Origin of the sequence: Rhodococcus sp. HNM0569, assembly GCF_012726205.1 — a bacterium.
Taxonomy (GTDB): Bacteria; Actinomycetota; Actinomycetes; order Mycobacteriales; family Mycobacteriaceae; genus Rhodococcus_F.
Map to the genome: position 1 here is coordinate 1 of NZ_JAASAE010000008.1, position 25,113 is coordinate 25,113.

General features: G+C 66.5%; 30 protein-coding genes and 1 pseudogene. 8 read left to right on the top strand and 23 right to left on the bottom strand.

Features of this window, described 5'->3' with window-relative positions:
- Positions 1-67 precede the first annotated feature (67 nt).
- Together HCA44_RS12505 and HCA44_RS12510 are read right to left on the bottom strand one after the other, a co-directional pair.
- Positions 68-910, bottom strand: a complete 843-nt coding sequence (locus HCA44_RS12505; RefSeq protein ID WP_169648902.1) for an enoyl-CoA hydratase-related protein — start codon at positions 908-910, stop codon at positions 68-70.
- Positions 907-2,157, bottom strand: a complete 1,251-nt coding sequence (locus HCA44_RS12510; RefSeq protein ID WP_169648903.1) for an acyl-CoA dehydrogenase family protein — start codon at positions 2,155-2,157, stop codon at positions 907-909. The genes HCA44_RS12505 and HCA44_RS12510 overlap by 4 nt, the downstream gene beginning before the upstream one ends.
- Positions 2,158-2,342: 185 nt before the next feature.
- Here HCA44_RS12510 and HCA44_RS12515 point away from each other — a divergent pair, with 185 nt between their 5' ends.
- The 3 genes from HCA44_RS12515 (at position 2,343) to HCA44_RS12525 (ending at position 5,014) form a co-directional block, all read left to right on the top strand.
- Entirely contained in the window at positions 2,343-2,975 is a 633-nt protein-coding gene (locus HCA44_RS12515; protein WP_169648904.1) for a TetR/AcrR family transcriptional regulator, read from the top strand.
- Entirely contained in the window at positions 2,972-4,306 is a 1,335-nt protein-coding gene (locus tag HCA44_RS12520) for a phosphotransferase family protein (protein ID WP_169648905.1), read from the top strand. The genes HCA44_RS12515 and HCA44_RS12520 overlap by 4 nt, the downstream gene beginning before the upstream one ends.
- A 171-nt stretch (positions 4,307-4,477) precedes the next feature.
- The gene (locus HCA44_RS12525; protein ID WP_169648906.1) at positions 4,478-5,014 is read left to right on the top strand and encodes a protein tyrosine phosphatase; all 537 of its coding nucleotides are present in this window, start codon (positions 4,478-4,480) and stop codon (positions 5,012-5,014) included.
- Positions 5,015-5,141: 127 nt separating this feature from the next.
- Here HCA44_RS12525 and HCA44_RS12530 read toward each other — a convergent pair.
- Both HCA44_RS12530 and HCA44_RS12535 read right to left on the bottom strand, forming a co-directional pair.
- Positions 5,142-6,410: pseudogene (locus HCA44_RS12530) on the bottom strand (polysaccharide biosynthesis tyrosine autokinase); the annotation flags it as partial.
- 190 nt (positions 6,411-6,600) lie between these two features.
- Positions 6,601-7,905 (bottom strand): HNH endonuclease signature motif containing protein, encoded by a 1,305-nt coding sequence (locus tag HCA44_RS12535; RefSeq protein ID WP_169648907.1) that lies wholly within the window; start codon positions 7,903-7,905, stop codon positions 6,601-6,603.
- A 534-nt stretch (positions 7,906-8,439) separates the two neighbouring features.
- Here HCA44_RS12535 and HCA44_RS12540 point away from each other — a divergent pair.
- A complete protein-coding gene (locus HCA44_RS12540) occupies positions 8,440-9,189 on the top strand; it encodes an SGNH/GDSL hydrolase family protein (protein ID WP_169648908.1) in 750 nt (249 codons plus the stop codon).
- Between the two features lie 6 nt (positions 9,190-9,195).
- On the opposite strand, the gene HCA44_RS12545 is transcribed toward HCA44_RS12540, so the two are convergent.
- From HCA44_RS12545 to HCA44_RS12560, 4 genes are read right to left on the bottom strand one after another with little or no spacing between them, the layout of a single operon-like run.
- Positions 9,196-9,762, bottom strand: a complete 567-nt coding sequence (locus tag HCA44_RS12545) for an RDD family protein (RefSeq protein WP_169648909.1) — start codon at positions 9,760-9,762, stop codon at positions 9,196-9,198.
- The gene (locus HCA44_RS12550) at positions 9,759-10,679 is read right to left on the bottom strand and encodes a hypothetical protein (RefSeq protein ID WP_169648910.1); all 921 of its coding nucleotides are present in this window, start codon (positions 10,677-10,679) and stop codon (positions 9,759-9,761) included. Before HCA44_RS12550 ends, HCA44_RS12545 begins: the two co-directional genes overlap by 4 nt.
- On the bottom strand, positions 10,680-10,994 hold the full coding sequence (locus HCA44_RS12555; protein ID WP_169648911.1) for a type VII secretion target: 315 nt from the start codon (positions 10,992-10,994) through the stop codon (positions 10,680-10,682).
- Positions 10,991-11,512, bottom strand: coding sequence for a YbaB/EbfC family nucleoid-associated protein (locus HCA44_RS12560; protein WP_169648912.1), 522 nt, complete (start codon positions 11,510-11,512; stop codon positions 10,991-10,993). Before HCA44_RS12560 ends, HCA44_RS12555 begins: the two co-directional genes overlap by 4 nt.
- Before the next feature lie 163 nt (positions 11,513-11,675).
- Here HCA44_RS12560 and HCA44_RS12565 point away from each other — a divergent pair, with 163 nt between their 5' ends.
- Positions 11,676-12,182: a hypothetical protein gene (locus HCA44_RS12565; RefSeq protein ID WP_169648913.1), complete on the top strand. Its 507-nt coding sequence runs from the start codon at positions 11,676-11,678 to the stop codon at positions 12,180-12,182.
- Positions 12,183-12,200: 18 nt separating this feature from the next.
- Here the strand turns inward: HCA44_RS12565 and HCA44_RS21265 are convergent, their stop codons facing one another.
- The 9 genes from HCA44_RS21265 to HCA44_RS12610 all read right to left on the bottom strand — a co-directional run bounded on the left by HCA44_RS21265 (position 12,201) and on the right by HCA44_RS12610 (position 18,780).
- Entirely contained in the window at positions 12,201-12,806 is a 606-nt protein-coding gene (locus HCA44_RS21265) for a TetR/AcrR family transcriptional regulator (RefSeq protein ID WP_169648914.1), read from the bottom strand.
- Positions 12,803-13,576, bottom strand: a complete 774-nt coding sequence (locus tag HCA44_RS12575) for a tyrosine-protein phosphatase (RefSeq protein WP_169648915.1) — start codon at positions 13,574-13,576, stop codon at positions 12,803-12,805. Before HCA44_RS12575 ends, HCA44_RS21265 begins: the two co-directional genes overlap by 4 nt.
- Positions 13,573-14,433: a phosphonate ABC transporter, permease protein PhnE gene (phnE, locus tag HCA44_RS12580; protein ID WP_169648916.1), complete on the bottom strand. Its 861-nt coding sequence runs from the start codon at positions 14,431-14,433 to the stop codon at positions 13,573-13,575. The genes HCA44_RS12575 and phnE overlap by 4 nt, the downstream gene beginning before the upstream one ends.
- Complete coding sequence (locus HCA44_RS12585; RefSeq protein ID WP_169648917.1) at positions 14,433-15,254, bottom strand: ATP-binding cassette domain-containing protein; 822 nt, start codon at positions 15,252-15,254, stop codon at positions 14,433-14,435. The genes phnE and HCA44_RS12585 overlap by 1 nt, the downstream gene beginning before the upstream one ends.
- A 22-nt stretch (positions 15,255-15,276) precedes the next feature.
- A complete protein-coding gene (gene phnD / locus HCA44_RS12590; protein ID WP_169648918.1) occupies positions 15,277-16,188 on the bottom strand; it encodes a phosphate/phosphite/phosphonate ABC transporter substrate-binding protein in 912 nt (303 codons plus the stop codon).
- 413 nt (positions 16,189-16,601) lie between these two features.
- Positions 16,602-17,132 carry a hypothetical protein gene (locus HCA44_RS12595; protein WP_169648919.1) on the bottom strand — a complete coding sequence of 177 codons (531 nt, stop codon included), beginning with the start codon at positions 17,130-17,132 and terminating at the stop codon, positions 16,602-16,604.
- Positions 17,133-17,285: 153 nt separating this feature from the next.
- Positions 17,286-17,810, bottom strand: coding sequence for a DUF3558 family protein (locus HCA44_RS12600; RefSeq protein ID WP_169648920.1), 525 nt, complete (start codon positions 17,808-17,810; stop codon positions 17,286-17,288).
- A 20-nt stretch (positions 17,811-17,830) separates the two neighbouring features.
- Positions 17,831-18,388 carry a DUF3558 family protein gene (locus HCA44_RS12605; protein WP_169648921.1) on the bottom strand — a complete coding sequence of 186 codons (558 nt, stop codon included), beginning with the start codon at positions 18,386-18,388 and terminating at the stop codon, positions 17,831-17,833.
- Positions 18,385-18,780: a hypothetical protein gene (locus HCA44_RS12610; protein WP_169648922.1), complete on the bottom strand. Its 396-nt coding sequence runs from the start codon at positions 18,778-18,780 to the stop codon at positions 18,385-18,387. Before HCA44_RS12610 ends, HCA44_RS12605 begins: the two co-directional genes overlap by 4 nt.
- Before the next feature lie 18 nt (positions 18,781-18,798).
- On the opposite strand from HCA44_RS12610, the gene HCA44_RS12615 reads away from it, so the two are divergent.
- On the top strand, positions 18,799-19,632 hold the full coding sequence (locus HCA44_RS12615; protein WP_169648923.1) for a hypothetical protein: 834 nt from the start codon (positions 18,799-18,801) through the stop codon (positions 19,630-19,632).
- A gap of 51 nt (positions 19,633-19,683) precedes the next feature.
- On the opposite strand, the gene HCA44_RS12620 is transcribed toward HCA44_RS12615, so the two are convergent.
- The 3 genes from HCA44_RS12620 to HCA44_RS12630 are packed head-to-tail and all read right to left on the bottom strand — an operon-like array spanning position 19,684 to position 21,184.
- Positions 19,684-20,238: a DUF3558 family protein gene (locus tag HCA44_RS12620; RefSeq protein ID WP_169648924.1), complete on the bottom strand. Its 555-nt coding sequence runs from the start codon at positions 20,236-20,238 to the stop codon at positions 19,684-19,686.
- Entirely contained in the window at positions 20,235-20,771 is a 537-nt protein-coding gene (locus HCA44_RS12625) for a DUF3558 family protein (protein ID WP_169648925.1), read from the bottom strand. Before HCA44_RS12625 ends, HCA44_RS12620 begins: the two co-directional genes overlap by 4 nt.
- 17 nt (positions 20,772-20,788) lie before the next feature.
- Entirely contained in the window at positions 20,789-21,184 is a 396-nt protein-coding gene (locus HCA44_RS12630) for a hypothetical protein (protein ID WP_169648926.1), read from the bottom strand.
- 223 nt (positions 21,185-21,407) lie between these two features.
- Here HCA44_RS12630 and HCA44_RS12635 point away from each other — a divergent pair, with 223 nt between their 5' ends.
- Positions 21,408-22,070: a hypothetical protein gene (locus HCA44_RS12635; RefSeq protein WP_169648927.1), complete on the top strand. Its 663-nt coding sequence runs from the start codon at positions 21,408-21,410 to the stop codon at positions 22,068-22,070.
- Between the two features lie 7 nt (positions 22,071-22,077).
- Here the strand turns inward: HCA44_RS12635 and HCA44_RS12640 are convergent, their stop codons facing one another.
- The 3 genes from HCA44_RS12640 to HCA44_RS12650 all read right to left on the bottom strand — a co-directional run bounded on the left by HCA44_RS12640 (position 22,078) and on the right by HCA44_RS12650 (position 24,122).
- Positions 22,078-22,575: a hypothetical protein gene (locus tag HCA44_RS12640; RefSeq protein ID WP_169648928.1), complete on the bottom strand. Its 498-nt coding sequence runs from the start codon at positions 22,573-22,575 to the stop codon at positions 22,078-22,080.
- 690 nt (positions 22,576-23,265) lie between these two features.
- Complete coding sequence (locus HCA44_RS12645) at positions 23,266-23,535, bottom strand: hypothetical protein (protein ID WP_169648929.1); 270 nt, start codon at positions 23,533-23,535, stop codon at positions 23,266-23,268.
- 152 nt (positions 23,536-23,687) lie between these two features.
- Positions 23,688-24,122: an RDD family protein gene (locus HCA44_RS12650; protein WP_169648930.1), complete on the bottom strand. Its 435-nt coding sequence runs from the start codon at positions 24,120-24,122 to the stop codon at positions 23,688-23,690.
- A 329-nt stretch (positions 24,123-24,451) separates the two neighbouring features.
- Between HCA44_RS12650 and HCA44_RS12655 the strand changes: the two genes are divergently transcribed.
- The gene (locus HCA44_RS12655) at positions 24,452-25,033 is read left to right on the top strand and encodes a hypothetical protein (protein ID WP_169648931.1); all 582 of its coding nucleotides are present in this window, start codon (positions 24,452-24,454) and stop codon (positions 25,031-25,033) included.
- Positions 25,034-25,113 lie beyond the last annotated feature (80 nt).

Genomic DNA, 25,113 nt, shown 5'->3' on the forward strand with positions numbered 1-25,113 from the left:
ATCTGGGTAGACATCTCGTGTCTCACATCAACCCAGACTCAACAGCGTGCCTGGACTCGCAAAGTGCTCACAGGGGGAAGAGGACGGGCAGGCCGTCGGAGAGCCGGTCCGGGAACTGCGCCGGGCGCTTCTCCAGGAACGATTCGACGCCCTCGCGCGCGTCGGCCGAGGCCCCGCGCACGTACACGCCGAGCGAGTCGGCCCGGTGCGCGTCCTCGGGCGACGGCGCACCGAGCATGCGCCACATCAACTGCCGCGTGAGCGCGACGGAGACGGGCGCGGTTTCGGCCACCATGTCGCGGGCGATCGCCACCGCCCGCGCAAGGATGTCGCCGGCGGGGACGATCTCGTCGACGAGCCCGTGCTCGAGCGCCTCGCCCGCGGAGACGGTGTGCCCGCCCATCGTCCAGCGCAGTGCGGTGGAGATGCCGACCAGGCGCGGCAGGAACCACGACGAGCATGCCTCGGGCACGATGCCCCGTTTGGTGAACACGAAACCGAATCGGGCGGTGTCGGCGGCGATACGGACGTCGGCGGGTAGCGTCATCGTGACACCGACGCCTGCCGCGGGCCCGTTGACCGCCACGATCAGCGGCTTGGTGGAGCGGTAGAAGCGCAGCGCGACGACGCCACCGCGGTCGGCAGGCGCACCGCCCGTGTCCGGGTCGTCCTCGAGCACGAATGTCGCACCGCCGCCGCCGAGATCGGCGCCTGCACAGAATGCGCGCCCGGAACCGGTGAGCACGATCGCGCGGATCGTGTCGTCGGCCTCGCACGTGTCCATGATCTCGACGAGCCGATCGCACATCTCGTAGGTGAACGCGTTCAACCGGTCGGGCCGGTGCAACCGCACTATCGCGATCTCACCGTCGCGCTCGAGCAGGACCTGATCCTCGCCGCCCGCGGTCACGACGCACGCCCTCCGGTGAAACCGAACAGGTGACCGGCGACCTTGCGGATCTGGATCTCCTCGGCGCCCTCCGTGATGCGGTACCGCCGGTGGTGCCGGTAGATGTGCTCGAACGGCAGGTGCCTGCTGTAGCCCATGCCGCCGTGCACCTGCATCGCGCGATCGGCCGCGTCGCACACCAGCCGGTTGGCACGGTAGTTGCACATGGACACGCGATCGGACACTTCCATGTGCGCCCGGGTGTCGAGATCGCGTGCGGTCTCGCGGGTGAGGGACCGGATCATCGCGGCGTCGGTGTGCAGCTCGACGAGCGGCCACTGCACGGCCTGCCGGTGTGCGAGCGGCTGGCCGAAGGTGACGCGCTCGCGCGCGAACTCGACGGACCGGTCGATGCAGTACTGCGCGGCACCGAGACTCGACGCCGCCTGCCGGATCCGGTTCTCGTGCACGAACGCCTGCGCGAGCACCAGGCCCTTGCCTTCCTCGCCGAGGATCGCCGTATCGGGGACACGGACGTCCCGCAGTGTCACGTCGGCGTGATCGGTGGGCATGTTGAGCGTCCACCGGAACTGGTCGATCGAGAACCCCGGCGCGTCGACGGGGACGGCGAACGCGGTGATGCCGAGCGCGTCGCCCGGCTTGCCGGACGTGCGTGCGAACACGAGATCGTGCGTCGCGACATGCATTCCGGTGTTCCACCGCTTCGCGCCGCGCAGCAGCCAGTCGCCACCCGAGCGGACCGCAGTGGTCTCCATCCATGTCGCGTCCGAGCCGTGGTCCGGTTCGGTGAGCCCGAAGCCCATGAGCTTGTCGCCCGCGACGAGGGCCTGTGCGAACTCGTCCTTCTGCGCGTCGGTGCCGAACTGCCACACCAGGTGCACTGCCGGGAAGTTGCCGACGACCGACGACTCGTCCTGCAGGTCGTTGTGCAGGCCGAGCCCGCGGTGCGCGAGGTGTTCACGCACGACGGCCATCTCGAGATTGCTCGCGTCGGCGCCGCCGAGCTCGCGCGGCAGGTCGCGGCGCAGGAACCCGGCCTTGTCGGCACGCCTGCGCATCTCGCCGAGCAACTCGTGCCACTCGGCGCGCGGCAGCCCGCCCGCCTCGAAGTCGGTGCGGGCCCACTCCCGCCGGTGATCGAAGAAACGCTCGTTGTCGTCCTGCGCCTGCAGTGGCACGATCTCGTCGTCGATGAACTCGTCGAGGTCGACGAGCAACTGCCGGATGTCCGGCGTGTCGAGGTCCATGGGCGTTCCCCTCCGTCGGGCCTGTGAACGATCGTTCAGAGCGAGACATTAAGGCCGCGACGCTGTGATTTCAACCACTTCGGGTGTTACCGTTCGCTTTGCCGACACGGAGACCCACCATCGGCCACCACCGCTGAACGCCTGTTCATCACCGGATGAGCGCTCCACGACCGGACGGGGGGAGTATGCCCGCAGCACCCACTACCCTCGCCCCGTCGGCGGTGGTCCGCGCCACGGACGACCCCACCGCCGCGGCCCTCATCGCGGCCGCGGTCGAGACCATGGCCGCGAAGGGCTACCACGGCACGTCCGTGCGCGACATCGCGTCGGCCGCGGGGGTCTCGGTCGGCTCGCTCTACAACTACTTCGGCTCGAAGCACGATCTGCTGGCGCTGATCCTCGATCGCGGACTCGACGACCTGGTGACCGCCACCGAGGACGCACTGCTGCGGGCCGGGACCGACCCGGCCGACCGACTGCGCGCGATCGTCGGCGTGCACGTCGGCAGGCATACCGCGGCACCACGCGAGAGCCTGCTCGGCAACTCGGAACTGCGGAGCCTCACGCCGCACGCGCGGGCCGTCGTGGTCACGAAACGTGATGTGCAGCAGCGCATGTTCGACCGAGTGGTCGCGGACGGGGCCCGACGGGGCGCCTTCACGACGCCCACGCCGGTCGACGCGGCGCGCTTCGTCGTGTCCGCGTGCACCGCCGTCGCCACGTGGTACCGCGCCGACGGCCCGCTCGGCGCCGACGAGGTGACGGCGCGCTACCAGGAGATCGCACTGGCGGCGGTCGGCTACCTGGGCGCACGGTGAGCGCGGCCCTGCAGGAGGCGCTCGAGCGTCGGCTCAGCGCGCTCAGTGGCGATGCGTGCACGGTGTCGGGGCTCGCGCGGCTCACCGGCGGGGCGAGCCGCGAGACGTGGTCGTTCACCGCCGACGACCGCGCGCTGGTGCTGCGCCGCGACCCGCCCGGCAGCGAAGATCCCGCCCGCATCGCCCTCGAGGGTGCAGCTTTCGGCGCGGCAGGCGCGGCGGGGGTGCCGGTACCGCAGGTCGTCGAGGTTGCCTCGCCGGGCACCGCTGACGACATCGGTTCGGCATACCTGTTGATGCACAAGGTGAACGGCGAGGCGCTGCCACAACGGCTGCTGCGCGACGACCACTACGCCCGCGTGCGCACGACGCTGCCGTACGAGCTGGGGCGGGTCGCGGCGCGCATCCACCGCATGGACCCGTCCGCGCTTCCCGGACTGGCGGGCGGCGACCAGGTGCAGGAGCTGTTCGACGAGTACACCCGGACGGGTCCGCCGCTTCCGGTCCTCGAGATCGCGTTCGCGTGGCTGCGCGCGCACCGGCCGTCGGAGTCGCGAGACACGGTGGTGCACGGTGACTTCCGGAACGGGAACGTCCTGGTGGACGAGGACGGCATCACCGCGGTGCTCGACTGGGAACTCGTCCACCGCGGCGACCCGATGGAAGACCTGGGCTGGCTGTGCGTCAAGACGTGGCGGTTCGGATCTCCTCATCCGGTCGGGGGTTTCGGCTCACGAGACGAGTTGTTCCGCGGCTACCACGACGAATCCGGGACCGCGCCCGACGCCGAGGCCGTGCACTGGTGGGAGGTCTACGGCACGCTGCGCTGGGCCGTGATGTGCCGGATGCAGACACAGCGCGGCCGCGCGCCCGATGCGACGAACCCGCTGGAACTGCTCGCGATCGGCAGGCGCATCGCCGAATGCGAACACGACCTGCTCGCACTGCTCGGCCACGATGCGGACGGCGAGGATCCACCGCTCGACCTGCCGGAAGAATCGTCCGGCGACCTGTTCGGGCAACCGGCGCTGAGCGAGCTCGTCGACGCGGTACGTGCGTTCCTCCGCGACCGCGACGAGCCCGATCCCCGGGGGCGCTATCTCGCGCGCGTCGCATCGGGCGTACTCGACGTCGTGCGCCGCGAGGCGACGGTCGGACCCGTTCTCCGCGGACAGCACGAAAATCTCGTCACGCAAGCAGGTTTCGACTCGGAGGCCGATCTCGCACTCGGGCTGCGCGCAGGTTCGTGCTCGGCCGACGATCCGCGCGTCGCGCGCGCGATCCGGCATGCGGTAGCGGCGCGGCTCGCCGTCGCGCATCCGGGCTACTGACCGCGCCGACCCTGTGCTCCGTCACGAAACCGCGGCCTCGGGAGCCGCCGCCACGCATGCTGCGCGAGCCGTCCCGACGACGCGAACTGTGACTGTTACCACACCGGGCCGGGCGGCCGGTATCTCGGTGCAATTCGTGCGCGCCTGCTCGCAGGAATTAGGGTTGCACGCATGCGTGTCCTATTCGTCTGTACCGGCAACATCTGCCGGTCCCCCATCGCCGAGCGGCTCGCGGTCGCATACGCGCAGGAGTCGGGGACCGAATCGTTCGAGGCACGCAGTGCCGGGGTCCAGGCCGTCGTCGGCCACGCGATGGACCCGACGGCCGCGCAGGTGCTCGAGAGCCTGGGCGGAGACCCCGAGGGCTTCACCGCGCGCATGGTGACCGCGGACATGGTCGGCGCCGCCGATCTCGTCCTCACGATGAGCGAACGTCAGCGCGAGAAGGTGCTGGAGACGGCCCCGTCGGCACTGCACCGCACGTTCACCCTGCGCGAAGCGCTGCGCCTCGTCGAAGCCTCCGATGCCACCGACCCCGACTCGCTCGCGTCGGCGCGCACCGCACACCGCAACACCGGCGATCCCGAAGACATCGTCGACCCGATCGGCCAGGAGGAAGAGGTGTTCGTGGGGGTCGGCGACGAGATCGCCGAGACCGTGGGCCGGTTGATGCCGCTGCTCACGGCGGACTCCCCCGTCACCAGCTAGAAGCCCGACACCCCCGGTCACACCTCGCCGGAGCGGTCACGATGTCGCACCGTGTGCATCGAGCGCACACACTGTGACATTGTGACCGGCAGCCCGGCGGGTGCCACCGGCCTCAGCGTTCGTAGCTGGACGGCTCGCTGCGGTGCCGCGGCACCGCCTCGCCGACCGGCCGGGCGGCAGGCACCGGGGCGGGCGCGGGGGGCGTCACGGCGTCCGACTCGTAGTAGTACTTGTACTCGTAGACGCCCTTGCGCCGGGCCGGGGTCATCGTGATGATCGTGCCGAGTACGCGTGCCCCGACAGCCGCGAGGTTACCGGTGGCCCGCGTGAGCTGGTCCTTCCTCGTGGTGCCGTGCCGCGCGATGAGCAGCGCCCCGTCTGCCATCGCAGACAGCACCGCGGCGTCGGTGACGGGCAGCAGCGGCGACGCGTCGACGATCACGTAGTCGAACCGCTCCCGCAGCGACGCGATGACGTGCCGCGCGGCGTCCGACCCGAGCAGCTCGCTCGGGTTCGGCGGGATCGGCCCGGACGCGAGGATCTGCATGGTGCCGGCGTCGGACTGCTGCATCACCTCGTCGAGGCGCGCGCGACCGGCGAGCACGCTCGACAGCCCGACCGATCCGACGACGCCGAGGTACTTGGACACGCGCGGCTTGCGCAGGTCGCCTTCGACGAGGCACACGCTCTTGCCGCTCTCGGCGAGGACGCGCGCGAGGTTGATCGCGGTGGTCGTCTTGCCTTCCTCGGGCAGCGAACTGGTGACGACGATGACGCGCGGCGGGTTGTCGACCTCGAGGAACTGCAGGTTGGTGCGCAGTTCGCGGAACGACTCGGCGCTCGCGGAGTTGCCGGACGCGAAGTCGATCGACTGGGTGACCTGGCGTTCCTTGTCGAACGGAATGGTGCCGATCATCGCGGCGCCGGTGACGTCCTCGGCGGTGCGCCGGTCCTTGACCGTGTTGTCGAGGCGGTCGCGCAGCACGGCGAGCGCGATGCCGAGCAGCAGGCCGACCGCGAAACCGAGCGCGAGATTGCGCTTGACCTTCGGCGACACGGGCGTCGACGGCGCGTCCGCGCGCTGTTCGACGACGACACGCGCGGCGGGCGCACCGCCGAACTCGGGAGTCTCGAGCTCACGCACCATGACGACGAACTCGTCGGACATCGCGTTCGCGATGTCGCGGGCCCGCTCGGGCGACGGGTCCTGCACCTTCAGGTTGACGAGCACCGTGTCCGGCGCCGAGTTGGCACTCACGTGCGACGCGAGGTCGGCGGCGCTCTCGTCGAGCTCGAGCTTGTCGATCGTGCGCTGCGCGAGGGTCTCGCCGGTGATGAGCTGCGTGTACGAGGTGACGCGCTGCTGCGAGAACAGGTTGCCCTGATAGATCTCGTTGGATCGTGTCGGCGTCGATCATGCCTGCGGGCAGCCGGACGAGGCGCGCGTTCCGGTGCAGCCGCTCGTCGACGACCCGTCCGTCACTGTCGACGTGCCGGTGTGCGGGTGAGATGCGGGTGAGGGCATGCCGAATCGCCCGCCCGGGGCGGGTGCACTCGGCTCCACACCTGTCGGCCAGGCCGTACAGCTAGGCCAGCAGCGGTATCGAATTACGGTGTGCCGGGAGTGGTTCGCCCGGCCCGAGTGGTGTGGGTGGTGGCGTGAACCACGGCATCTTGTCGTCTTCGTGGATCTCGACTCTCCATTTGCTGTGATGCAGGAATCGATGATGATGCCCGCACAGCAACACTAGGTTGTCGAGATCGGTGGGCCCACCGTCGATCCACGGCACGATGTGATGTGCTTCGGTCCATCCGGTCGGTGCCCCGCACCCCGGGAAGGCGCAGCCACGGTCCCGTACCCGCAGTGCACGACGCTGGGACTGGGTGACCAGGCGGGTGGTGCGGCCCATCGCGAGCGGCACCCCTGCCTCGTCGACCACCACCGGCGTCACGTCGGAATCACACGCGGTCTTCCGGGCAGCCGCGATCGACAAGGTTCCACCCCACGGTGTCCAGGGCACACGTACGCCATCACTGGCTCGTGACGTCTCACCGACTCCCAACCCCACGTCCACGCCCTGCTCACGCAGGTCGCGTTCCCGGATGACGACGGTCAGGTGTGGGCGTTCGCCGGCCTCGTCACCGGTGAGCCCGGCGCCGAGGAACCTGCGCCCCACCTCGACCAGGGCGTCGGCGCGGCGCTGCGACGGTGGTCGTGGATCCCGGGTCCCGTCGTCGGCGGGGCGCGGTGCCGACAGTTTCGACAACGCCGCCTGCAGCATCTCCCCCGATTCGGCGTCCAGGTCACCGCGCAGCGCGTATCGGCCGTTGAGGGTGCGCGAGAGGTCGAACCGGTTGAGGTCGGCACGTTCGCTGTGCGGTGCCTCGTCGGTCTCGAACGTCGCCTCGAGGGTCGCCTTCACCCGCTGCATCCCGCGGACCGTACCCCGAACTCCCGACGCCAGGAAGAACGCCTCGCGGCACTCCCGCTTCGCTTCGACAAAAGCCTCCGGCTCCTCGACAGCGTTCGGAAAACCACCGGGAAGGTGTTCGAAGAAGTCGCACATGATCTGCGCATGCTTCGCCGACACCTCCACCGAGGCAACCGTTTCTGCGATCTCCGGCTCCCGCAACAACGACCCCGCGAGACCCACGATTGCGCGTGCTTCCCCGATCTCCAACAGCGTGTGCGCTGCCAACCACGCGGCACTGTCGCGATACCCGGCGTCGACCGCCACGCGGCGGACCTCGACCTCCCCCATCATCGCGACACGCGTCGCCTGTAATTCGGCGATCGTGCGCGAAACATCGATGACCCCCGCGAGCAACTCGCCGTCGCTCAACTGCCACGGCTCACCGCGCGTCGTCTCTAATGAATCCCCCAGCCCCATGAACGAAGCCTAGTTCGAACACAGATTCGAATCAATAGCCACGACCGAGTAATTTCGCGCACCCACCCACCGCACAACCGCACAAGTCGCCACTCAGCCCATAGCGCCACATATACCCAGTTCCGGTGCAGTACACGATGTTCGAATGCCTGAACAGGAGGCCACAGGAAATTCGAACGACCGAGACGGTTTCGCTGGGGCATCCGCCCAGGCGCGGAGCAGCAGCGTCGAAGTCCGCCGGAACCGGCCTGTCGCATCAACCGAAAACCTCGGCCGTGGAGATGACCGGGTAGCACAGGCCCAGAAATGACTACTGACCGCAGCGAGTCGAGTCAGCTGCGGTCAGTGCTGTCGGCAACCCTAGCGTGACCGGACCGTGACCTCACTACTTTGTGGTCGAGGTCACGCCCCTCGAATTTCGCTACCCACAAACACACATACCGCGACACTTGCCCGGCGCCCACACGGTTCACCCAGGTCAAGGCAATCCAAGCGCGGTGCTGGAGCCGACTTTGCCTCGTGCATAATTGCGCAATGCCGTATCCGAATGGTCCGCGTGCGACCGAGCTGAAGCCGAAGAACGTTGCGTTCTGGGCCTTCGTGTTGGTGTCGATGGTCGCGATCGTGGTGGGGTACGTCTACGTCCAGAATCGTGCGGTACCCGACAGCGAATACGTGTCGTCGTACTCGGCGACGGCGGTGGCTCCGGCCGCCGACGAGGTTCGCGCTGTGGTGATCGGCGATGCGTATGCGGCAGGTGCAGGTGCCGACTCGCCGGAGCGCGGCTACGCGCATTTGCTCGGTCAGGCGCGCTGTTGGGCGACGACTGTACTCGGGCAAGCGGGCACGGGATACACGGTGCCAGCGACGGCCACCGATGCGACGACGCCGTTCGTGGACCGTGTCGAGGACGCGATCGCCGCGCAGCCGGACGTCGTCATCGTGCAGGGCAGCACGATCGATCCCGGCGGCATTACTCAAGAGCAGGCTGCGACAGAGCTTTTCACGCAGCTGACGAGTGCGCTGCCGGATACGAAGATCGTCGCAGTCGGTCCCGCTGCGGCACCCGGTGTGAACGCCGCGACCGTGCGGGCATCGCGTGACGCCGTGGCGGCCGGGACCGAGGCCGCGGGTGTCACGTTCGTCGATCCCGCAACTGCCGAATGGCTCGCGCCCACCGAGTACGACGACAACGGCGTGCTCCCGAACCAGCAGGGCCACAGCACGTTCGCGGCGAAGCTCGGAGCGGAACTCGATTCGCTCGGCGTACTCGGCGGCTGCTGACCGCGCTCACGCGCGCAGCGGGTCGGCAGTTTCCTTCAGATCGATCGTGCGCACCGAGCATGGGAACACCGGGTGCTTGGCGAAGACCTCGTCGTAGAAGTCGAAGCCGCGGGCTCCGACGCGAAATGCCACCAGCGACGCCGGAACACCCCGCAGCCACCACTTCAGGAGGTAGCCGAAGTCCGGCGCTCCCCCGTCCTCGCGACGGACGATGCGAAGGCCGAAGATCGCCTTCCCGAGCGTCGCGCGCGTCACCGACTGTACGACGACACGGTGCACGAAGGACACCGCGATCCACCCGACAACCGGCAGAACGATGCCCTCCGGGCCCATTCGGAACATGAGCGTCGCCATCACACACAACACCGCGAGGTGCAGAGCCCAGTCGACGAAGAAGGCACCGATCCGACGAGCGGTGCGCGGCGACGGATAACGCTCGTCGGGCCGCGCACCATGCGGAATCGGCCGCGCGTCGAGTTCACGTTGCCGACGCTCGGCCTCCTCGAGCATTTTGTCGACGCCGTACCTGATGTCCATGAACGAGCGGTACTCGCGTTCGCCGTCGGCGCTCAACGCGCGACCCCCCGCTCCTCTGCATGGTCTGTCGCCCGTCCGAGCCTCGGCCCCAACTCCATGGCTTTGTCGAGTACTTCACCAGCGCCATCTACACCGGTCAGTCGATCCAACTCTTCCTTCAACTCATCCGCAGCACGCGGTTTGCCGACCAAATGCTCCTGAGCTGCGTCTGCTGCCTTGCCCACCGTTTCGTCTTTGACGGTCTGAACCAACCTGTTGTCCGCAGCAGGCCCGAGCCCTTCGATTGCACCGTCCACAGCGCCCTCCAAACCGCCCTTGAAGCCGCCTTGAAGACCTGCTTCGGCGATGTCGCCGAAATCGAAAGACGCGCGGCGCCCGTCCCGCTCCTCCAGCCACTGCAGCGCACCCTCCTGCAGAGCCGCTTCGAGCGCGCCCTTGCCCGCTCCCTTCGCAGCACCAACCGCAATCCTCTTCACCAACTCGGTTTGTAGCCACCGCATGATCATCTGGACCACGAACCTCGTGGCGGCTTGTGCGCCGAGGGCGGCGGGGCTGGCGAGGCCTGCGGTGACGACGGCCCATGCCGCGATCGCGGCGAGCTGCGCGGCGAGGGCGACGAGGGCCTGGATGATCTTCAGTTTGGCGTTGCGGACTTCTTCGGCCGCACCGTCCATGTCCTGGGAGAGTTGGAAACTCAGCTCGGTGGCGGCGGCGAGGGCGGCGTCTATTCGGTCCCAGTACTGCTGGATCGCGGGGTCGAGGCTGCCGTCGATGCCGTTGCGTGCCGAGTTGATCTGGGTCTTGGCGTCTTCGAGGATGTCGCTGAACTCGTTGCCGTTCTCGCGCCAGCCGGAGGCGACGCGTTCCATGGCCGTCTCGTCGGCGTCGGGCCAGTCCTGGCCGACGACGTGCTCGGACACCCAGCGGAGGGCGCCGGGGATTTCGATGCCCATTTACGACCCCCAGCGCAGTGCGTCGGCGTTGCCCTGGTCCTGCGCTTCGAGCGAGTCGGCGGTCTGCCGCAGCGCGGCGCCGGTCCGTTCGAAGATCTGCGGTGTCGCGGCGAGCTCACGCAGGTTGGCCTCGGCGCGCGGCACGTACATCTGGGCGATGTTGGCGCCGGTCTCGTCGGCTCCCCAGCATTCGCCTTCGCCGGCGAGCACGCCGTCGAGTTGCTGCAGGGCCGCGGCCGCGCGGTCGGCGATCCGGTCGAGGTGCGGCGCGACGCTGCGCACGTGCGCGGGGTCGATCCACAGCGGCTGGCTCATCGGAGCGGGTCCTTCAGGAAGGACGACTGGCCCCAGTCGTCGTCCGCCTCGGGCTCCGGCGACGGCGAAGGCGACGGCGACTGCGCGGGTCCGTCGGGCTGCGCGAACTGGAAGTCGTCGAACATGCTGCGCAGGCTCGGTGCGCCGGGGACGAGGTCGGGCAGATCGGGCATCCGGTCGCCGATCGCCAGCACCGACGCCATCGCGTCGTTCGCCTGGGTGCGCGCGCTGTCGGCGGCGCGGCGCGCGGCCTGCGTCATGGCGGACCCGAGCAGTTCGGGCGTGGACCGACGCGTCGCCTCGGGCGCGACGACGACGTCGAGCACGGTGCCCGTCGCGTCCACCTGGACCCGCACCATGCGGTCGTCGGATTCGCCCCATACGCGCAGTTCGGCGACGCGGCGCTGCGCGTCGGCGAACTCGCGCTGCTGGTCCTCGAGCTGGGCAAGCATCTCCCCCACCTGTCGCTCGAGTGCGTCGTTCTGGGCGCGGAGCTGTTCGGTGTGCTGATCGGCCATACGGACCCCCCCTTTTCAAAGCAGCGTGCACGTTACCAATCAGGTTTGACGCGCTGCATGTCGAAACGGTTCCCTCCCGGCCGCTGAAGCTGACCGCCCGCACCGCGGCGGCTCGAGCTACCGTCCTTTCCGCCCGGTGTGTTCGGAGAAGGAGTCGGTGGCCATGCGTGTGCGTGCGGCGAGTGTGTCGGTGTTGTCTCTCGCGGTGGTGGCCGCGCTGGCGGGGTGCGGGTCGGATTCCGACGCGGCGGCACCGGCCACGACGAGCGATCCCTGCGCGCTGCTCGGTCCCGCCGAGGTGGGTGTCTTCTCGTCGAACCCGGATGCCGAGCCGCAGGCCGGCAACGACAAGATCTCGTCGAGCTGCGCGTGGGAGGGCGCCGACAAGACGGTCCTCACCGTCACGCTGCAGAACACGAAGACCGACCCGAGCCGGTTCCGTCCGGAGAGCAAGCTCACCCTCGCCGGTATCGACGCGTTCGCCGACGGCAGTGTCGGCGACTTCTGCACCGCCTACGTGCCGGCGCCGAACGAGGACAAGACGCTCATGCTCCTCGCCACCCCGGACACGCCGACGGCACAGGCGAACCCGCTGAGCGACGGCGAAACCTGGTGCCAGCGTGCGGAACCCGCACTGATGGGTGCCGTGCAGAAGCTCGGCTGGGCGTAGCCGCCGCGCACGGGGCCGTCAGCTGCCGCTGGTCATTCCCCGCCACACGATCTCGAACGCGGTGCGGCACCGTCGCACGGTATCGGGGTCGTCGAGGCTCGTGCCGCGCGCCACGAGTTGGTAGTAGAAGATCCCGTTGATCGCGTCGATGCTCGCGTCGACGTCGAGGTCGGCGCGCAATTCGCCGCGCTCCATCCCCACGTGCAGCGCGTGGACCATCGCTCGCCGTCGCCGCCGGACGTGCGACGACCAGTACGCACGTTGCAGTTCGGCGTTCTCCATCACGAGCGCGATCCGCTTACGGAAGCGCCGTTCGCTGTAGTCGCGCCCGCGTGTGGCGTCCGGGTCGGCGAACAGCAGTCCGACGATCGTCTCTTCGAGATCTCCGGACGCATCGATCTCGACGGGGACGCGCCCGCGGTCGAGGGCCGCGGCCACGAGGTCGGTCACGCTGGGCCAGCGGCGGTAGAGCGCCGCGCGCGAGAGGCCGCTGAGTTCCACCACCGCCTTCACCGTCACCGGCTCGTCCTTGTCGATCAGGGTGAGCACGGCGTCGAGGATCTTCTCGTCGTGCCCTTCGGCACGTGGCCGTCCGGGGCCGCGCCGGTCGACGGTGACCGTCACGAGGCGATCGCCCGCTCGCGCAGGCTCGCGAGCAGGCCGTCGGTGAGCCCGGCGCGGCGCAGCGGCTCGAGCGGATCGGTGTAGGTCTCGTCGAGATACGTGAGCAGTCCGTGCATGGGCGCGGGTGAGAACTCGGCATTCCCGGCGCGCTGCCCCAGTTCGTCGAGGTCGACGCCAGTTTGCGCGAGCAGCGGCGCGATCACCTGACGCGTCCGCGCCATGACGGCGTCGGAATTGGGCCCGGTGGCAAGGTAATCCGCGACGATGGTGTCGCTCTCGGCGTCGAGCGCGAGGAGCAGCGACGCCGCGAGCACCCCGGTGCGGTCCTGCCCGGCGGCGCAGTGGAAGGCGACGGTACCGCGGCTGTGCGCGATGATCGACAGTGCCGTCACGATCCTCGGCGCGGCGCTTTCGAACATGTCGATGTACATTGCCGCGAACCGCGACTGGTCGAACGCGGCCCCGCCGACGACGTCGCGCGTGGTGGCCGCGACCGACGCGATGAACGGCACGTGATGGTAGGTGACGGGCAGCGCACCGAGCGGCCCGCGACCGGTGAGCCGCACCTCGTCGGCGGTGCGAAGGTCCACGACGGCGGTGAGTCCGTCGTCGGCGAGCCGGGCGGCGGACTCGGAGTCGGCGAGCGACAGGTCGTCGGCACGGATCACGACGCCGGGCCGCACGGTGCCGGTACGGGTCGCGATTCCGCCGAGGTCACGCAGGTTGACCGGCGGCGAGAGGGTGAGTTCGGTGAGGACGTCGAGGGTCACGTGATCTTCTTTCGGATGACGGCGCTGGTTTGGTCGATGACGGTGACGAGCAGGATGATGCACAGGACCATCGCGCTGAGATGGCCGTAGTCGTATCGGTTCATGGCTGTGGTGAGTTCGAGGCCGATGCCTCCGGCACCGACGAGTCCGAGGATGGTGGCGCCGCGGACGTTGCCTTCGAAGAGCAGCAAGGTGTAGCTAGTGAGCATCGGCATCGCTTGCGGCAGAATGCCGTAGCGGATCACCTGGCGTTGGGAGGCGCCGACGGCGTTCATCGCGACGATCGGGCCTCGGTCGACGGATTCCATCGCCTCGGCGAAGATCTTGCCGATCGATCCGATGGAGCCGATCGTCATCGCGAGGATGCCTGCGAACGGTCCGAGACCGACCGCGGAGACGAACATCAGCGCGATCACGAGGTCGGGCACCGAGCGGATGACGTTCATCGCCCATCGGGACGGGTAGTAGAGCCACCGAGGCGCGATGGTGCTCGCGGCGCCGAAGGCGACGACGAGCGACAGTGCTGCACCGAGGACGGTGCCGACGATCGCCATCTGCAGGGTTTCGACGAGAAGTTCGACGATCAGCGGGAGTTTCCCGAAGTCCGGCGGAAAAAGGCGGCTGACGAATTCGCCCATGTTGGAGGCACCTTCGCCGAGTCGCAGGAAGTCGAACTGGGCGCCGTTCGCCGACCACAGGAACAGTGCGACGGCCACCACGGCGCCGAGGCCGACGCGGGCGCGCGGGACGGAGAAGGCACGCCCGAGGCGGTCGCGCTCGGCAGGATCCAGACCGTCGACGCTGTCCGTGCGCCCGCTGCGCCCCACGCTGTCCCGGGGCTGGTACCGGACGGCCATCACGACCTCCGAGCGGGATCGGTGTAGACGGACGCGAGCTCGCTCTCGTCGAGATCGGCTGTGCATCCTTCGATCTCGACTCGACCCGCGCGCAATCCGACGATCCGGTCGGAGTGCGCGAGGGCGAGAGGTACGACGTGCAGGCTGACGAGCACGGGTATCCCTTCGTCGCGCGCGATGGACTGCAGCAGTTCGAGAACGGTGCGGCTCATCGCGGGGTCGAGCGATGCGACAGGCTCGTCGGCGAGGATGACGCGAGGGTTCTGCATCAGTGCGCGCGCGATGGCGACGCGCTGCTGCTGGCCGCCGGACAGCGACCGGGCTTCGTCGTTCGCCTTGTGTGCGATGCCGACTCGGTCGAGCAGCTCCAGTGCACGCGCGCGGTCCGCGCTGCGGAAAGTGCCGAGCAGGTTCAGCGGCCCCGCGTCGTGCAGTGATCCGGTGAGCACGTTGGTGAGCACCGGAAGTCGGCCGATGAGGTTGAACTGCTGGAACACTTGGCCGACCTGGGCGCGCAATGCCCGCAGCCGGCGGCCGCGCACGTGGGCGACGTCGACGTCGCCCACCGTGGCGGTGCCGGACACGATCGGCGCGAAACCTGTCATGGCTTTCATCAGTGTCGACTTGCCGGAGCCCGACGAGCCGAGCAGTGCCACCACCTCGCCCGCGTGTACGTCGAGGTCGACGCCGTCGAGGACGAACGGCGCATCGGGCGCATACCGGACGCGCAGCCCACGTACGCTCACGCGCGCATCGGCGGGTGCCGGTGCGCCGATGCGCTGCGACAGTTCCGTGGAGCGGATATCGAGCGGTGTGCTCATCATCTTGTCCTTTCCGACTGCATCATTCGAGGTCGGAGATGTCGACGTCCGCGACGGCGGCGACGTCGACGAACGGCTGGAACAGACTCGGGTCGGGTTCGACGACGGGCTCGATGCCGTCGCCGATCGCCTCGCCGTAGAGGCCGAGCTCGTCCTTGTTCTCGGCGGAGAACACCTTGGGGAGCGCATCGATCAGGGCGCGGCGCTTGTCGTCGCTCATCCGGGGGTTGCCGAGGATCGACGACGACACCGGCATCGAGATGCTGTCGCCGAGCGAGCGCGTCTCGCCTTCCTCGAACGGGAACATCGGGTTGCCTTGCCCCGCCATCGCCGGGAATATCGTCGAGGTGCACGCGACGTCGGCCTGACCGTTCTTCAGTGCGAGGAGGCTCCGATCGTGCCCGCCGGACACGAGCACCGTGTAGTCGGTGTCCTTCTCGAGACCCGCTTCGTGCAGCATGTGGACCGGCATGAAATAGCCGGAGCTCGATGCGGGGTCGGCGAAGGCGACGGTGGTGTCGGCGGTGATGTCGGCGAGCGAGTGCAGTGGCGACGAATTCAGCACGAGGCAGGTGGACACCGGATCGTCGTTGCCGGGCCAGGCGACGAGCGAGTCGACTTCGCCGGTGTTCACGGCGAGCGCCGACGGGAAGCCGCTCATGATGCCGATGTCTTCGTGACCGGCGCGGATCGCTTCGATGACGGCCGAGTAGTTGGGGACGTCGGTGACCTCGACGCGGTAGCCGGTCTCGGCTTCGAGTAGGTCGGCGATGGTGTCGACGGGCGTGGCGGCGTTGGGATCGTCGGTGAGCGGCAGCGTCGCGAAGCGGATGACGTCGTCGCTGGACGCGGATCCGCTGCCGGCACATCCGCTCAGGAGCACAGCGGAGGCAGCAGCGAGCGCGCCTGCAACGGCGGGGACGCGAGTACGCATGGGCGAGGGACCTTTCGGTGCGGTCGTGGCCTGCCCGAGGGCGATCCTGGGCGGGCACGAACCATCAGACCGAAGCGAGGTGACGCGCAATTACGAGAACGGTGATACGAGAACGAAAGTCTTGGTGAACGAGCGGTGACGAGGCGCGATGCCCGCCGAAACCGAGGGCAGCGCCACGGCGTATCGGGCTCCCGTCGAGTTCACACGTTTCAGCGCCACCACACCGGCATTGGCGCGCCGTTTCATTCGATGTGATGCCGAAACCAGTGCGGATTCACGACGCGGCCGCTGCGGTCGCCAGCTCTGACACCGTCCCGACGGTGCGGCTCGACACAGTTGCCCTCCGAATCCGGAAGGCAGCCGATATCGACGGCGCGGGAGCAGGATCACCAGGATCACCCAGGCCGTCGAGTTCAATCATCGGCAGCAACAGCGAGAACCACTTGGCCGAGTTTCCTGCCGATGACGACGATTTCATGAAACTCGGTGTGAATGTCTCCGTAGTCGTGCACCCATGGTCCATGGAGTTGCGCGAGCGTGTACACGCGGGCCGCGCCTCGCACAAGTACACGAAACGCACGTTCTATCGCATCCTCGAACGCATCGGGCAGGACCCCGCACGGCGCAGTCCACCGGCGGAGGAGTTGGATCGTGTCTGCACCGTCAGTCGGTCGATACTGGTCAGGGGTGATCGAGTGCAGCCAGTAGGGTCCGTGCCGGGTTCCTGCGGGATCAGCACCACCGCCGACGTAATCGTCGCGGAACTCGACCTGACCGATCATCGCGGCCAAAATTGACCGATCATCAAGCTCGCGATCGAGCATCCGAAAGCACTTCACGTCGATCCATTGATTACGATGATGGCTTCCCTCTCCGAAGCTGAAGGCTCGGAAGTTGATGAAGGAACGCCTCTCGTACTCGAGGGAGTTTTCCCGAACCACCATCTACCTCCGCAGCGATCAGGTCGGTACGTTCTTGCGGCTGGTCTCCCGCCGCCGCTGCCGCTCGTCTGCAGCATCGGATTCCATGTCACCACAGCAGTGAGACCCCCGACCAACGACATGCGCCTGCTACCAATGCGGCCCTGCGAGTACGGCTCACAGCCGGTCAGGCAAATACGGACCGACGGCGTTCACAATCTTCTTCGCCTCGGCGCACGCCTCGTCGACGTTGTTCAGTTCATCTTGAGGACGGCTCGATCCCTCGTTGTAGTCCACACCGATCTGCAGCACCCCGGGCTCGATATCGATGCTGGCCATGCAAGAGACACCGGCCGTGAAATCCGAGACGGACACGGTGCGCCCGGATACCGTCATTCGTTCCTTCTCGACGAGCCTCGGGTCGCCGACGACATCCTCAAACGATTGCCCCATAGCATGAACGCCGGCACCGAATCGAGGATTGCGATGCACGAATACGCAGTCCAGCGATACCGGATTGGTTCTTTCGTCGCGACTCATATTCCGCAAGCCGAGGTCTTCCATCACCGACATCGGCAACTGATCGCACGGATGATACGAGATCTGAATCGGCTCGGCGGTCGTCGTCGACTCCGAGGCGTCGGACTCTGAGTCGCCGCACCCCGTGAGACCGGCCACCAGCAACGCCGCCGCTGCAGTCACGGCCAGATACCGAACTCCGCTCACAACCGTTGCGGCAGGTGCGGGCCGAGTGCGTTCACGATGTTCTTCGCCTCGGCACAGGCTTGATCGACTGTGGTGAGGTCCTCGTTGGGGCGCGTGGATTGTGCTTTGTAGTCCACCGAGACCTGGAGCACTCCGGGCGGAATGTCGATGTTGGCCATGCACAGCTCTCCGTCCGTGAACTCCGCGATCGAGACATCGCGGCCAGCGACGGTAAAGCTCTCCTTTTCGCGAAGCCGACTGTCAGCGATCGCAGCATCGTAGCTCTGAGCGAGGGCATAGATCCCGACGCCGTAAGACGGATCCCGATGCGCAAGAGTGCATTCCAACGATACCGGGTTAGTCCGCTCGTACCTGTCTGCCGTGGACAGGTCCAATCCAAGGGCGCCCATCGCTTCTGCTGGCAACTGGTCGCACGGATGGTAGGAAATCTGCACCTCTTGAGCACTCGTGGTCGGTTCCGATGTATCAGACGCCGAGTCACCACAGGCGGTGAGGCCCGCAGCCAGCGACGACGCTGCCGCCACGATCACTATTCCCCGCAGCCGCGTATTCACTGTTGGACCTCCACTGCGCCGAGGTTAGTTGCCGACTCATCGTCGGTCGCTTGGTAGTTGTCACGCACCTTCTGCAGGGCATCGCGGATCTGTCTCACATACTCGATATGCGAATCGATGTACCCGACCGCCGAGCTCTCCTGCGCGATCGACCCTCCACCGCGGGCCTTTTCCTGGAACTTCTTCACGATCGCCTGTGCGGTCTCGATATCAGGCTCTCCGATTGCCAGCTTTTCCATGTAGAGCTCCCGATAGGCCCGATTTCGGAGTTGCTGGAGCTTGTCGACAAAGTCATCGCAGTACCTGATGCAGCCGTCCATCTTTTCGGGATCAAAGTCGAGTTGTCCGCTTGCGATCGCTGCGTCGGCTAGCGCTGCCCACGAATCCGCCATCTGTCCCCCCGTGCGTGCGTGGCCACCGCTGCCATCACCACGACTCGTCCGTACCGTATCGCGCCCCAAGATATCAACCCGGGCGCCACCGGCCGCAAGATGGCCGCGCACCTCCCGCTCATGGGGCACGCTGCGCGGGCGTCGCAGCGATTTGCCCAGCACCCGCCGCGGGCGCTATGCATACCTCTCGTGCCAGAACCCGGAACCGTCGACGTGCTGTTTCCGCTGCGTGCGGGAACGGAGAGTGAGCCCGGCCGATGGGCAGGCAAGGAACCGGCTGCGACGCTGATGCGGCTTCCGGCCGCGCACGGACCCGAGCTGTGCGCCGCGCACGGCAGGGCCGGCACGTGGTCACGGCGATTCCGCATCTATGCCAGGCCGGAAACCGAACACGATCGCAAGTCGCCGCGCCGCCAGATACTCCATGACCTGGTGTTTTCCTGGACCGAACTCGGGCGTGTCATCAAGAGAATCGGAACCGCCCCCTCGACGCAATGGACGTTCTACGGTTGCAGCGATTGCCGCGCGTGGCTGCGTGGCCACCGCATACGCGCGCTGCTCCGGTTCGCGGTGAGCATCTTCTTGATGATCGGCCTTCCGCTGATTCTCGGCGGCACCTCGCTACAGGTCCTTGGGTCGATCTTGATGTTCGTCGGATTGTTTTTCTTCACCTACAGCGCAGCGAAGGCACGCTGGGCCGATCAGTTCACTCGAGCAACCGTCAGCGACGACGGCGACTGGCTCGTACTTCGCGCACCACACCCGGACTATGTCGTGGGTGCACGCACAACTGGTGCCGATACCCGGGCCGAACAAGGCTCTGAACGACCGCCATGGTGGAAAGTCGGTTGAGATATCGGCACAGTTGCAGGGCAATGCATTTCGAGGGTTGATACGACGGGCTTACAACCGTTCAGGCAGGTATGGCCCAAGTGCGTTCACAATCTTCTTCGCCTCGGCACAGGCCTGATCGACGGTGCTGAGCCATTCTCCGCTGAGAGATTCTCTCTCCGTATAGTCGACAGACACCTGTAGCACTTCCGGCGCGATATCGATGGTGGCCATACACGAGAATCCGGAGGTGAAGTCGGCGAGCGAGGTGGTGTGCCCCGCGACTGTCAATCGCTCCTTCTCGACAAGCCTTTCGTCGGCTACTACGTCGTCGAAGGTTTGCCCCATGGCATAGAAGCCAGCCCCGTACCGCGGAGCCCTGTGGGCGATTATGCAATTGAAAGAGACTGGTCCCATCCGTTCTTCGCGGTACGCCTTCGACAAGTCCAAGCCGAAACCTGCCATCACGTCCGGCGGCAATTCATCACACGGGTGATACGAAATCTCGATCGGCTGTGTACTCGTAGTCTCGTTCGCAACATCGGATTCCGTGTCACCACACGCGGCGAGGCCCGCGACCAGCGACAGTGTGCCTACTACCAACGCGAGCGTGCGGGTCAGACTCACAGCCGTTCAGGCAGGTACGGGCCCAGCGCATTAACAATATTCATCGCCTCGGCGCATGCCTCGTCGACATTGTTCAGTTCATCTTCGGGACGAGGAGAGTTCTCTCGATAGTCAACCGACACCTGCAGCGTGCCTGGTGGAATGTCGATGCTCGCGCGACAAGAAACGCCGCCGGTGAAGTCGGCAACGGATACATCGCGCCCCGCAATGGATGTCCGTTCCTTCTCGACGAGTCGCTGATCCCCAACAACCTCGTCGAACTCCTGACCCATTGCAACCACGCTGGCCCCATAGCGGGGGTTGCTATGCGCGAACGTACATTCGAGCGAGACCGGGTCCGTACGCTCCTGCCGATAAGCAGCGGCCATGTCAAAGCCCAACCTGGACATGACGTCGGGAGGTAGCTGATCGCATGGATGATACGAAACCTGGATCGGCGCCACTGTCGTCGTGGATTCAGATGCGCCTGATTCTGAGCCTCCGCACGCCGCCACGCCGGAAACCAACGCCACGGCCGATGCCACAACTGCCACGCCTCGCGCATATGTTCTCACTGCTGTACCTCCACTGCGCCAAGATTGGCTGCTGAATCCGCATCGGTCGTCTGGTAGTTGTCGCGCACCTTCTGCAGAGCATCGCGAATCTGGGTTACATAGTCGATGTGTGAGTCGATGTAGCCCACCGCAGAGCTTTCCTGCGGGATACCGTCACCACCGCGGGCCTTCTCCTGGAACTTCTTCACGATTGCTTGCGCGGTCTGAATGTCCGGCTCGCCGATCCCGAGCGTCTCCCGATACAGTTCCAGGTCAGCTCGTTTACGCAGGAGCGTCAGCTCCTGGATGAAGTCATCGCAATACCTGATGCACCCATCCATCTTGTCGGGATCGAAATCGAGCTGCCCGCTCGCGATCGCTGCTTCGGCGAGTGCCGCCCACGAATCCGCCATCAGTCCCCCCGTGCGTACGTACGCGGCCACCCTTACCGTCGCCACGACTCGTCTGGTACCGGTCCAAAGGTATCAAGCCGGGCAGGAGCCGCCCCCAGACGCACGGTGCGACTACCTCCCCGAGACTCGAGAAACCTCGTGACCTGCACATTCGACGCGGCAGGACGGCTCCCGACTGGATCAATTTGCCAAGCCCACGGCCAGGCCGCTATCCATACCTCTCATGTCCGAGACCGCAACCGTCGACGTGTTGTTTCCGCTGCGCGCCGGGACGGTGAGCGAACTCGGCCGGTTCGCGGGCAAGGAGCCGATCTCGACGCTGCGGCGGTTCCCGGCCGTCGACCCGCCGGCGGTGTGTGTCGCGCACGGCAGGCCCGGAACGTGGTCGCGTCGCTTCTACGTCTATGCCAAGCCGGAGACCGAATTCGATCGTTGGTCGTCACGCCGGCAGATCTGGCACGACCTGACGAACAAGTGGGCGGGGCTCGGCCGACTCCTCGAGCGGGTGGCGACGGCACACCAGACGAGACGGACCATCCACGGCTGCGACGACTGCCACCGATGGCTGCGCGCACATCGTGGACGTGGGTTTCTCCGGTTGGCGGTGAGCCTCTTCGTGATGATCGGCCTGCCGGTACTGCTGGCCGACACCGAGTACGGCGAAGCCGCGGTGACGCTGTTGGTGCCCGGCGCAGCTGCCGTCGTCTACAGCCTCGCGAGACTGCGTTGGGCCGAACGGTTCAGCCGCGTGTCCGTCACCGACCACGGCGAGTACCTCGTCGTCCACGCCCCACACCCGGATTACGTCGCGGCGGCGACCGCAACGGGTGCCGAGACACGGGCGACGCGTGGTTTCGAACGGGCCCCGTGGTGGCGAGTCAGTTAGAGGTGGTCTAGTCGACGTATAGCTCATGAAACCTGGCCGCAACCGGGCGCAAATGATCGGGACAGCCCTTGCCGATTCGGCTCGAGACGCTGGCTTGGGCTTCATAGAGGACGACGGCAGCACCAAGCATCGAAGTCGACGCGTAGAGAAGGTCAGCCAAGATTGCGAAGAGGTCGTTTGGCTCACGCACATAATGAGTAGTCCACGTGTATCCGTGCGCAAAACCCGACGAGATCGAGTACATTGGCTTGGCGAATTCCGCCATCGGCGTGTGCTGCGGATTCACAGCCGATCTGTCTACCCATGCCGACGCCTGTTCGATGAGTTGCTCGATTGTCGGAACACCAGTCACCCCGGCCAGACTGCTCAGGATCGTTGTTGCCTGCTCAAGGTCAGCTGTTAGATGCACTAGACGTTCACTGAAACCCGGAGCACTCTGCGATTCGAGAGCTGCCTTCCCCTTTGCGACGTACCTCTTCTTAGCTTGCACCTCCGACTTCGTCATACGAAGCGCACGATTACGCCGCTCATCGCGGTCTGTCGGCGACAGTACCCATACGGCTCGGCTCGAAGCTTCAAGGGCCGCTCGACACAGCGTCGCCAGTGATAACAAGCGAGTCCGACCGTTCCTGTCGATGTCTTCGGCCAGACGGACAACCGTGGTTAGGTTTTCGGCCGCAGCCATCGCTGGGAATAGCGAATGGTCTAGCACTGGAGCCGAAGATGCGTGCTGGGAGACTGTCGCCGAGAAAAGCCAGTGTCGTCTCGGACGATCGAACTCCCTGGTTCGGGTTGGCTCGGACTCGTACGCCGTTGCGCGAATGTGCGGGCGGTCTCGATCCCGCTGTCGACACGTCCGCGCGACGGAATCAGCGCGCGCGTGAAGATTGCCCGCACTGCCACAACCTCTGGTGCTGCAAGATCAAGTCGCTGAGCGCGAGTCCGACGGTTTCCAGACTGGTGCCGCGAATCTTTGGTACGCCGCTTCGCACTCTTGGGCATCCGTACCGGGCCTTCCTATCTAGTGGGTTGTAGCGAATCGAGCTACTGAGTAGGCACGACCACAGTCTCAGCGACGCGCTTGGAACAAAGTCGAGACATCGTCGCCAACTGCCACGTAGTGCAACCGCGCACGCTTATCCGACACCGCCGACCAGATCGATTCGCCGACTCGGTCGGCGAGTCGGAACAGGACTCATCCCCACATGTCGGCGTCTCCACTGGCGAAAGCGCGCCTGACGCGCGCGGTCTCGGCGGCGATCAGTTCGTCGTCCACGGTCGCGCCGACGGCTGCGAAGCCGGCGGCGACCGCCGACTCGATCGACGGGAAGGAACCCACCGGCTCGTGCGTAACGGCCCACATGACCCGCACATAGCATCCATTCGGCGAAGGCATGAAAACAACTGTGCGGTCGCCGTTCTCGACCATCGGGAAGATCGCTTCGAGACTACGTTCGCTCATCATGCTTGTTTCTCATACACATACAGCGGTGGCGTGCCGATGCATCCAGCGCAACGCCTGTCGCGTACCACCGAGTAGATGGTGCCCCGCAGGTCCGACAGCTGCACCACGTCTCGCCCCGTTCCCGCGGGGAGCACTCGCCGCGACGCAACGATTCAGATCCGTCGAGGCGTCACGGCGGGCATCCCAACCTGGCCGTCACCTGTCCAGCCGTCGATCGGCAGCACGACCACCCCGACGACCCAACTCCTTACGAGGTACCAGAACCCGACTCGACTGCCGGTGCGGGGATGAACCACTCTCAGACTGGTGATCCGCTTCCCCACTGTCTGTTGGTAGACGGCTTGATAGATGCAGCGATGAACGAAGGACGCGACGATCCATCCGCCGAGCGCGCCCCAGAGTGTGTTAATCGGTACGGAGGAGGCGGACTCGGCGTCTGCCATCGCCAGATACACGGCGCCGAAGCCGATCGCCGCCCCCGCCGCATGGATCACGAGGTCGACGAGGAACGCGATCATTCGACGGTCCGGGTCGGGCGGAAGAATCTGCGGTTCGTGTCGCGACCGCCTCGTCGTCTTCAGCTTCATCGGCTCATCTCCCCCTGCATACGATCCCGACTTCGGTCGCCGTTCGGTGTCGACCGGCGCAACCGGCGAAACCTACGAGCCGTGCGCCCCCCACTCGCGCCCGCCAATGCAACAAACCTTCGGAGGCACGGCGACCCGACCCTCGGGACAAGCCTGACGATGACGACGGCCTCGACCGCGCGTCATCGTAGCGGCCCCAACACGCGACGGTCGGACAATTCTGACCGCTGATCTACCGAAAACGGGTCTGCGCCAACCGTTAAGATCCTCGCAACTACGGCTCCCCGGAGGATGAGATGAGCGCACCCACAGCGGTTCCCAGATCGCCGATGTCCACCCTGAACATCGCGGGGTTCAGCGTCGCCTGCTTGGCGAGCCTCGCGATCATCGTGGGCAGCCTCGGCCCGTGGGGAGTGGTCCAGGCCCCCTCGTCTGCTGCCGTCAGCGGAACCGATACTCCCGACGGCAAGATCATTCTGATCGCCGGGTGCGTGGCCGGCGCCTCACTGCTGCTCCGCACGGCATGGAACTCCATACTGCCGCTGCTCATCGCCGCCCTGGCGGGCAGCCTGTGCGCGGTAGGTGGAATCACCGACCTGATCCGAGGCCAGGCAATGTTCGATGCCGAGGGTCAGATTCTTGGCTCTGTCGGCTGGGGCCTGTGGCTGGTGTGCATCGGAGCCGTCGCGCTTCTACTCGGCCTCGCTCTGTGCGTGGTGACGCATCTCCAAAGCCGCAAGACTGCGGTCCGCAACAGAGCTGCGGCGCCTGGGACCAGGCGACCGGTTCGGTCCGGATCGCGGTACCTCGACGATGATCCGCAGGCATTGAAGTACGCGATCGTGTCCCTACTCTGCTGCGTAGCAACGGTGGTACTCCTTGCCGTTGCGTTCAGCGTGCAAGTCTCGTAGCAACCGATGATCGGCTCCCAGGCCCGCGGTGCCAGACCGGGGCGACGTCTCTACGACCGACCCGGCTCCCGGTGCTACCA

What these genes read in the sequence shown, in the direction of transcription:
- HCA44_RS12510 (WP_169648903.1), bottom strand. Translation starts at nt 2,157, where the DNA reads ATGGACCTCGACACGCCGGACATCCGGCAGTTGCTCGTCGACCTCGAC.
- HCA44_RS12515 (WP_169648904.1), top strand. Translation starts at nt 2,343, where the DNA reads ATGCCCGCAGCACCCACTACCCTCGCCCCGTCGGCGGTGGTCCGCGCC.
- HCA44_RS12525 (WP_169648906.1), top strand. Translation starts at nt 4,478, where the DNA reads ATGCGTGTCCTATTCGTCTGTACCGGCAACATCTGCCGGTCCCCCATC.
- HCA44_RS12535 (WP_169648907.1), bottom strand. Translation starts at nt 7,905, where the DNA reads ATGGGGCTGGGGGATTCATTAGAGACGACGCGCGGTGAGCCGTGGCAG.
- HCA44_RS12540 (WP_169648908.1), top strand. Translation starts at nt 8,440, where the DNA reads ATGCCGTATCCGAATGGTCCGCGTGCGACCGAGCTGAAGCCGAAGAAC.
- HCA44_RS12550 (WP_169648910.1), bottom strand. Translation starts at nt 10,679, where the DNA reads ATGGGCATCGAAATCCCCGGCGCCCTCCGCTGGGTGTCCGAGCACGTC.
- HCA44_RS12555 (WP_169648911.1), bottom strand. Translation starts at nt 10,994, where the DNA reads ATGAGCCAGCCGCTGTGGATCGACCCCGCGCACGTGCGCAGCGTCGCG.
- HCA44_RS12560 (WP_169648912.1), bottom strand. Translation starts at nt 11,512, where the DNA reads ATGGCCGATCAGCACACCGAACAGCTCCGCGCCCAGAACGACGCACTC.
- HCA44_RS12565 (WP_169648913.1), top strand. Translation starts at nt 11,676, where the DNA reads ATGCGTGTGCGTGCGGCGAGTGTGTCGGTGTTGTCTCTCGCGGTGGTG.
- phnE (WP_169648916.1), bottom strand. Translation starts at nt 14,433, where the DNA reads ATGGCCGTCCGGTACCAGCCCCGGGACAGCGTGGGGCGCAGCGGGCGC.
- HCA44_RS12585 (WP_169648917.1), bottom strand. Translation starts at nt 15,254, where the DNA reads ATGAGCACACCGCTCGATATCCGCTCCACGGAACTGTCGCAGCGCATC.
- phnD (WP_169648918.1), bottom strand. Translation starts at nt 16,188, where the DNA reads ATGCGTACTCGCGTCCCCGCCGTTGCAGGCGCGCTCGCTGCTGCCTCC.
- HCA44_RS12595 (WP_169648919.1), bottom strand. Translation starts at nt 17,132, where the DNA reads ATGGTGGTTCGGGAAAACTCCCTCGAGTACGAGAGGCGTTCCTTCATC.
- HCA44_RS12610 (WP_169648922.1), bottom strand. Translation starts at nt 18,780, where the DNA reads ATGGCGGATTCGTGGGCAGCGCTAGCCGACGCAGCGATCGCAAGCGGA.
- HCA44_RS12630 (WP_169648926.1), bottom strand. Translation starts at nt 21,184, where the DNA reads ATGGCGGATTCGTGGGCGGCACTCGCCGAAGCAGCGATCGCGAGCGGG.
- HCA44_RS12635 (WP_169648927.1), top strand. Translation starts at nt 21,408, where the DNA reads ATGTCCGAGACCGCAACCGTCGACGTGTTGTTTCCGCTGCGCGCCGGG.
- HCA44_RS12640 (WP_169648928.1), bottom strand. Translation starts at nt 22,575, where the DNA reads ATGACGAAGTCGGAGGTGCAAGCTAAGAAGAGGTACGTCGCAAAGGGG.
- HCA44_RS12645 (WP_169648929.1), bottom strand. Translation starts at nt 23,535, where the DNA reads ATGATGAGCGAACGTAGTCTCGAAGCGATCTTCCCGATGGTCGAGAAC.
- HCA44_RS12650 (WP_169648930.1), bottom strand. Translation starts at nt 24,122, where the DNA reads ATGAAGCTGAAGACGACGAGGCGGTCGCGACACGAACCGCAGATTCTT.
- HCA44_RS12655 (WP_169648931.1), top strand. Translation starts at nt 24,452, where the DNA reads ATGTCCACCCTGAACATCGCGGGGTTCAGCGTCGCCTGCTTGGCGAGC.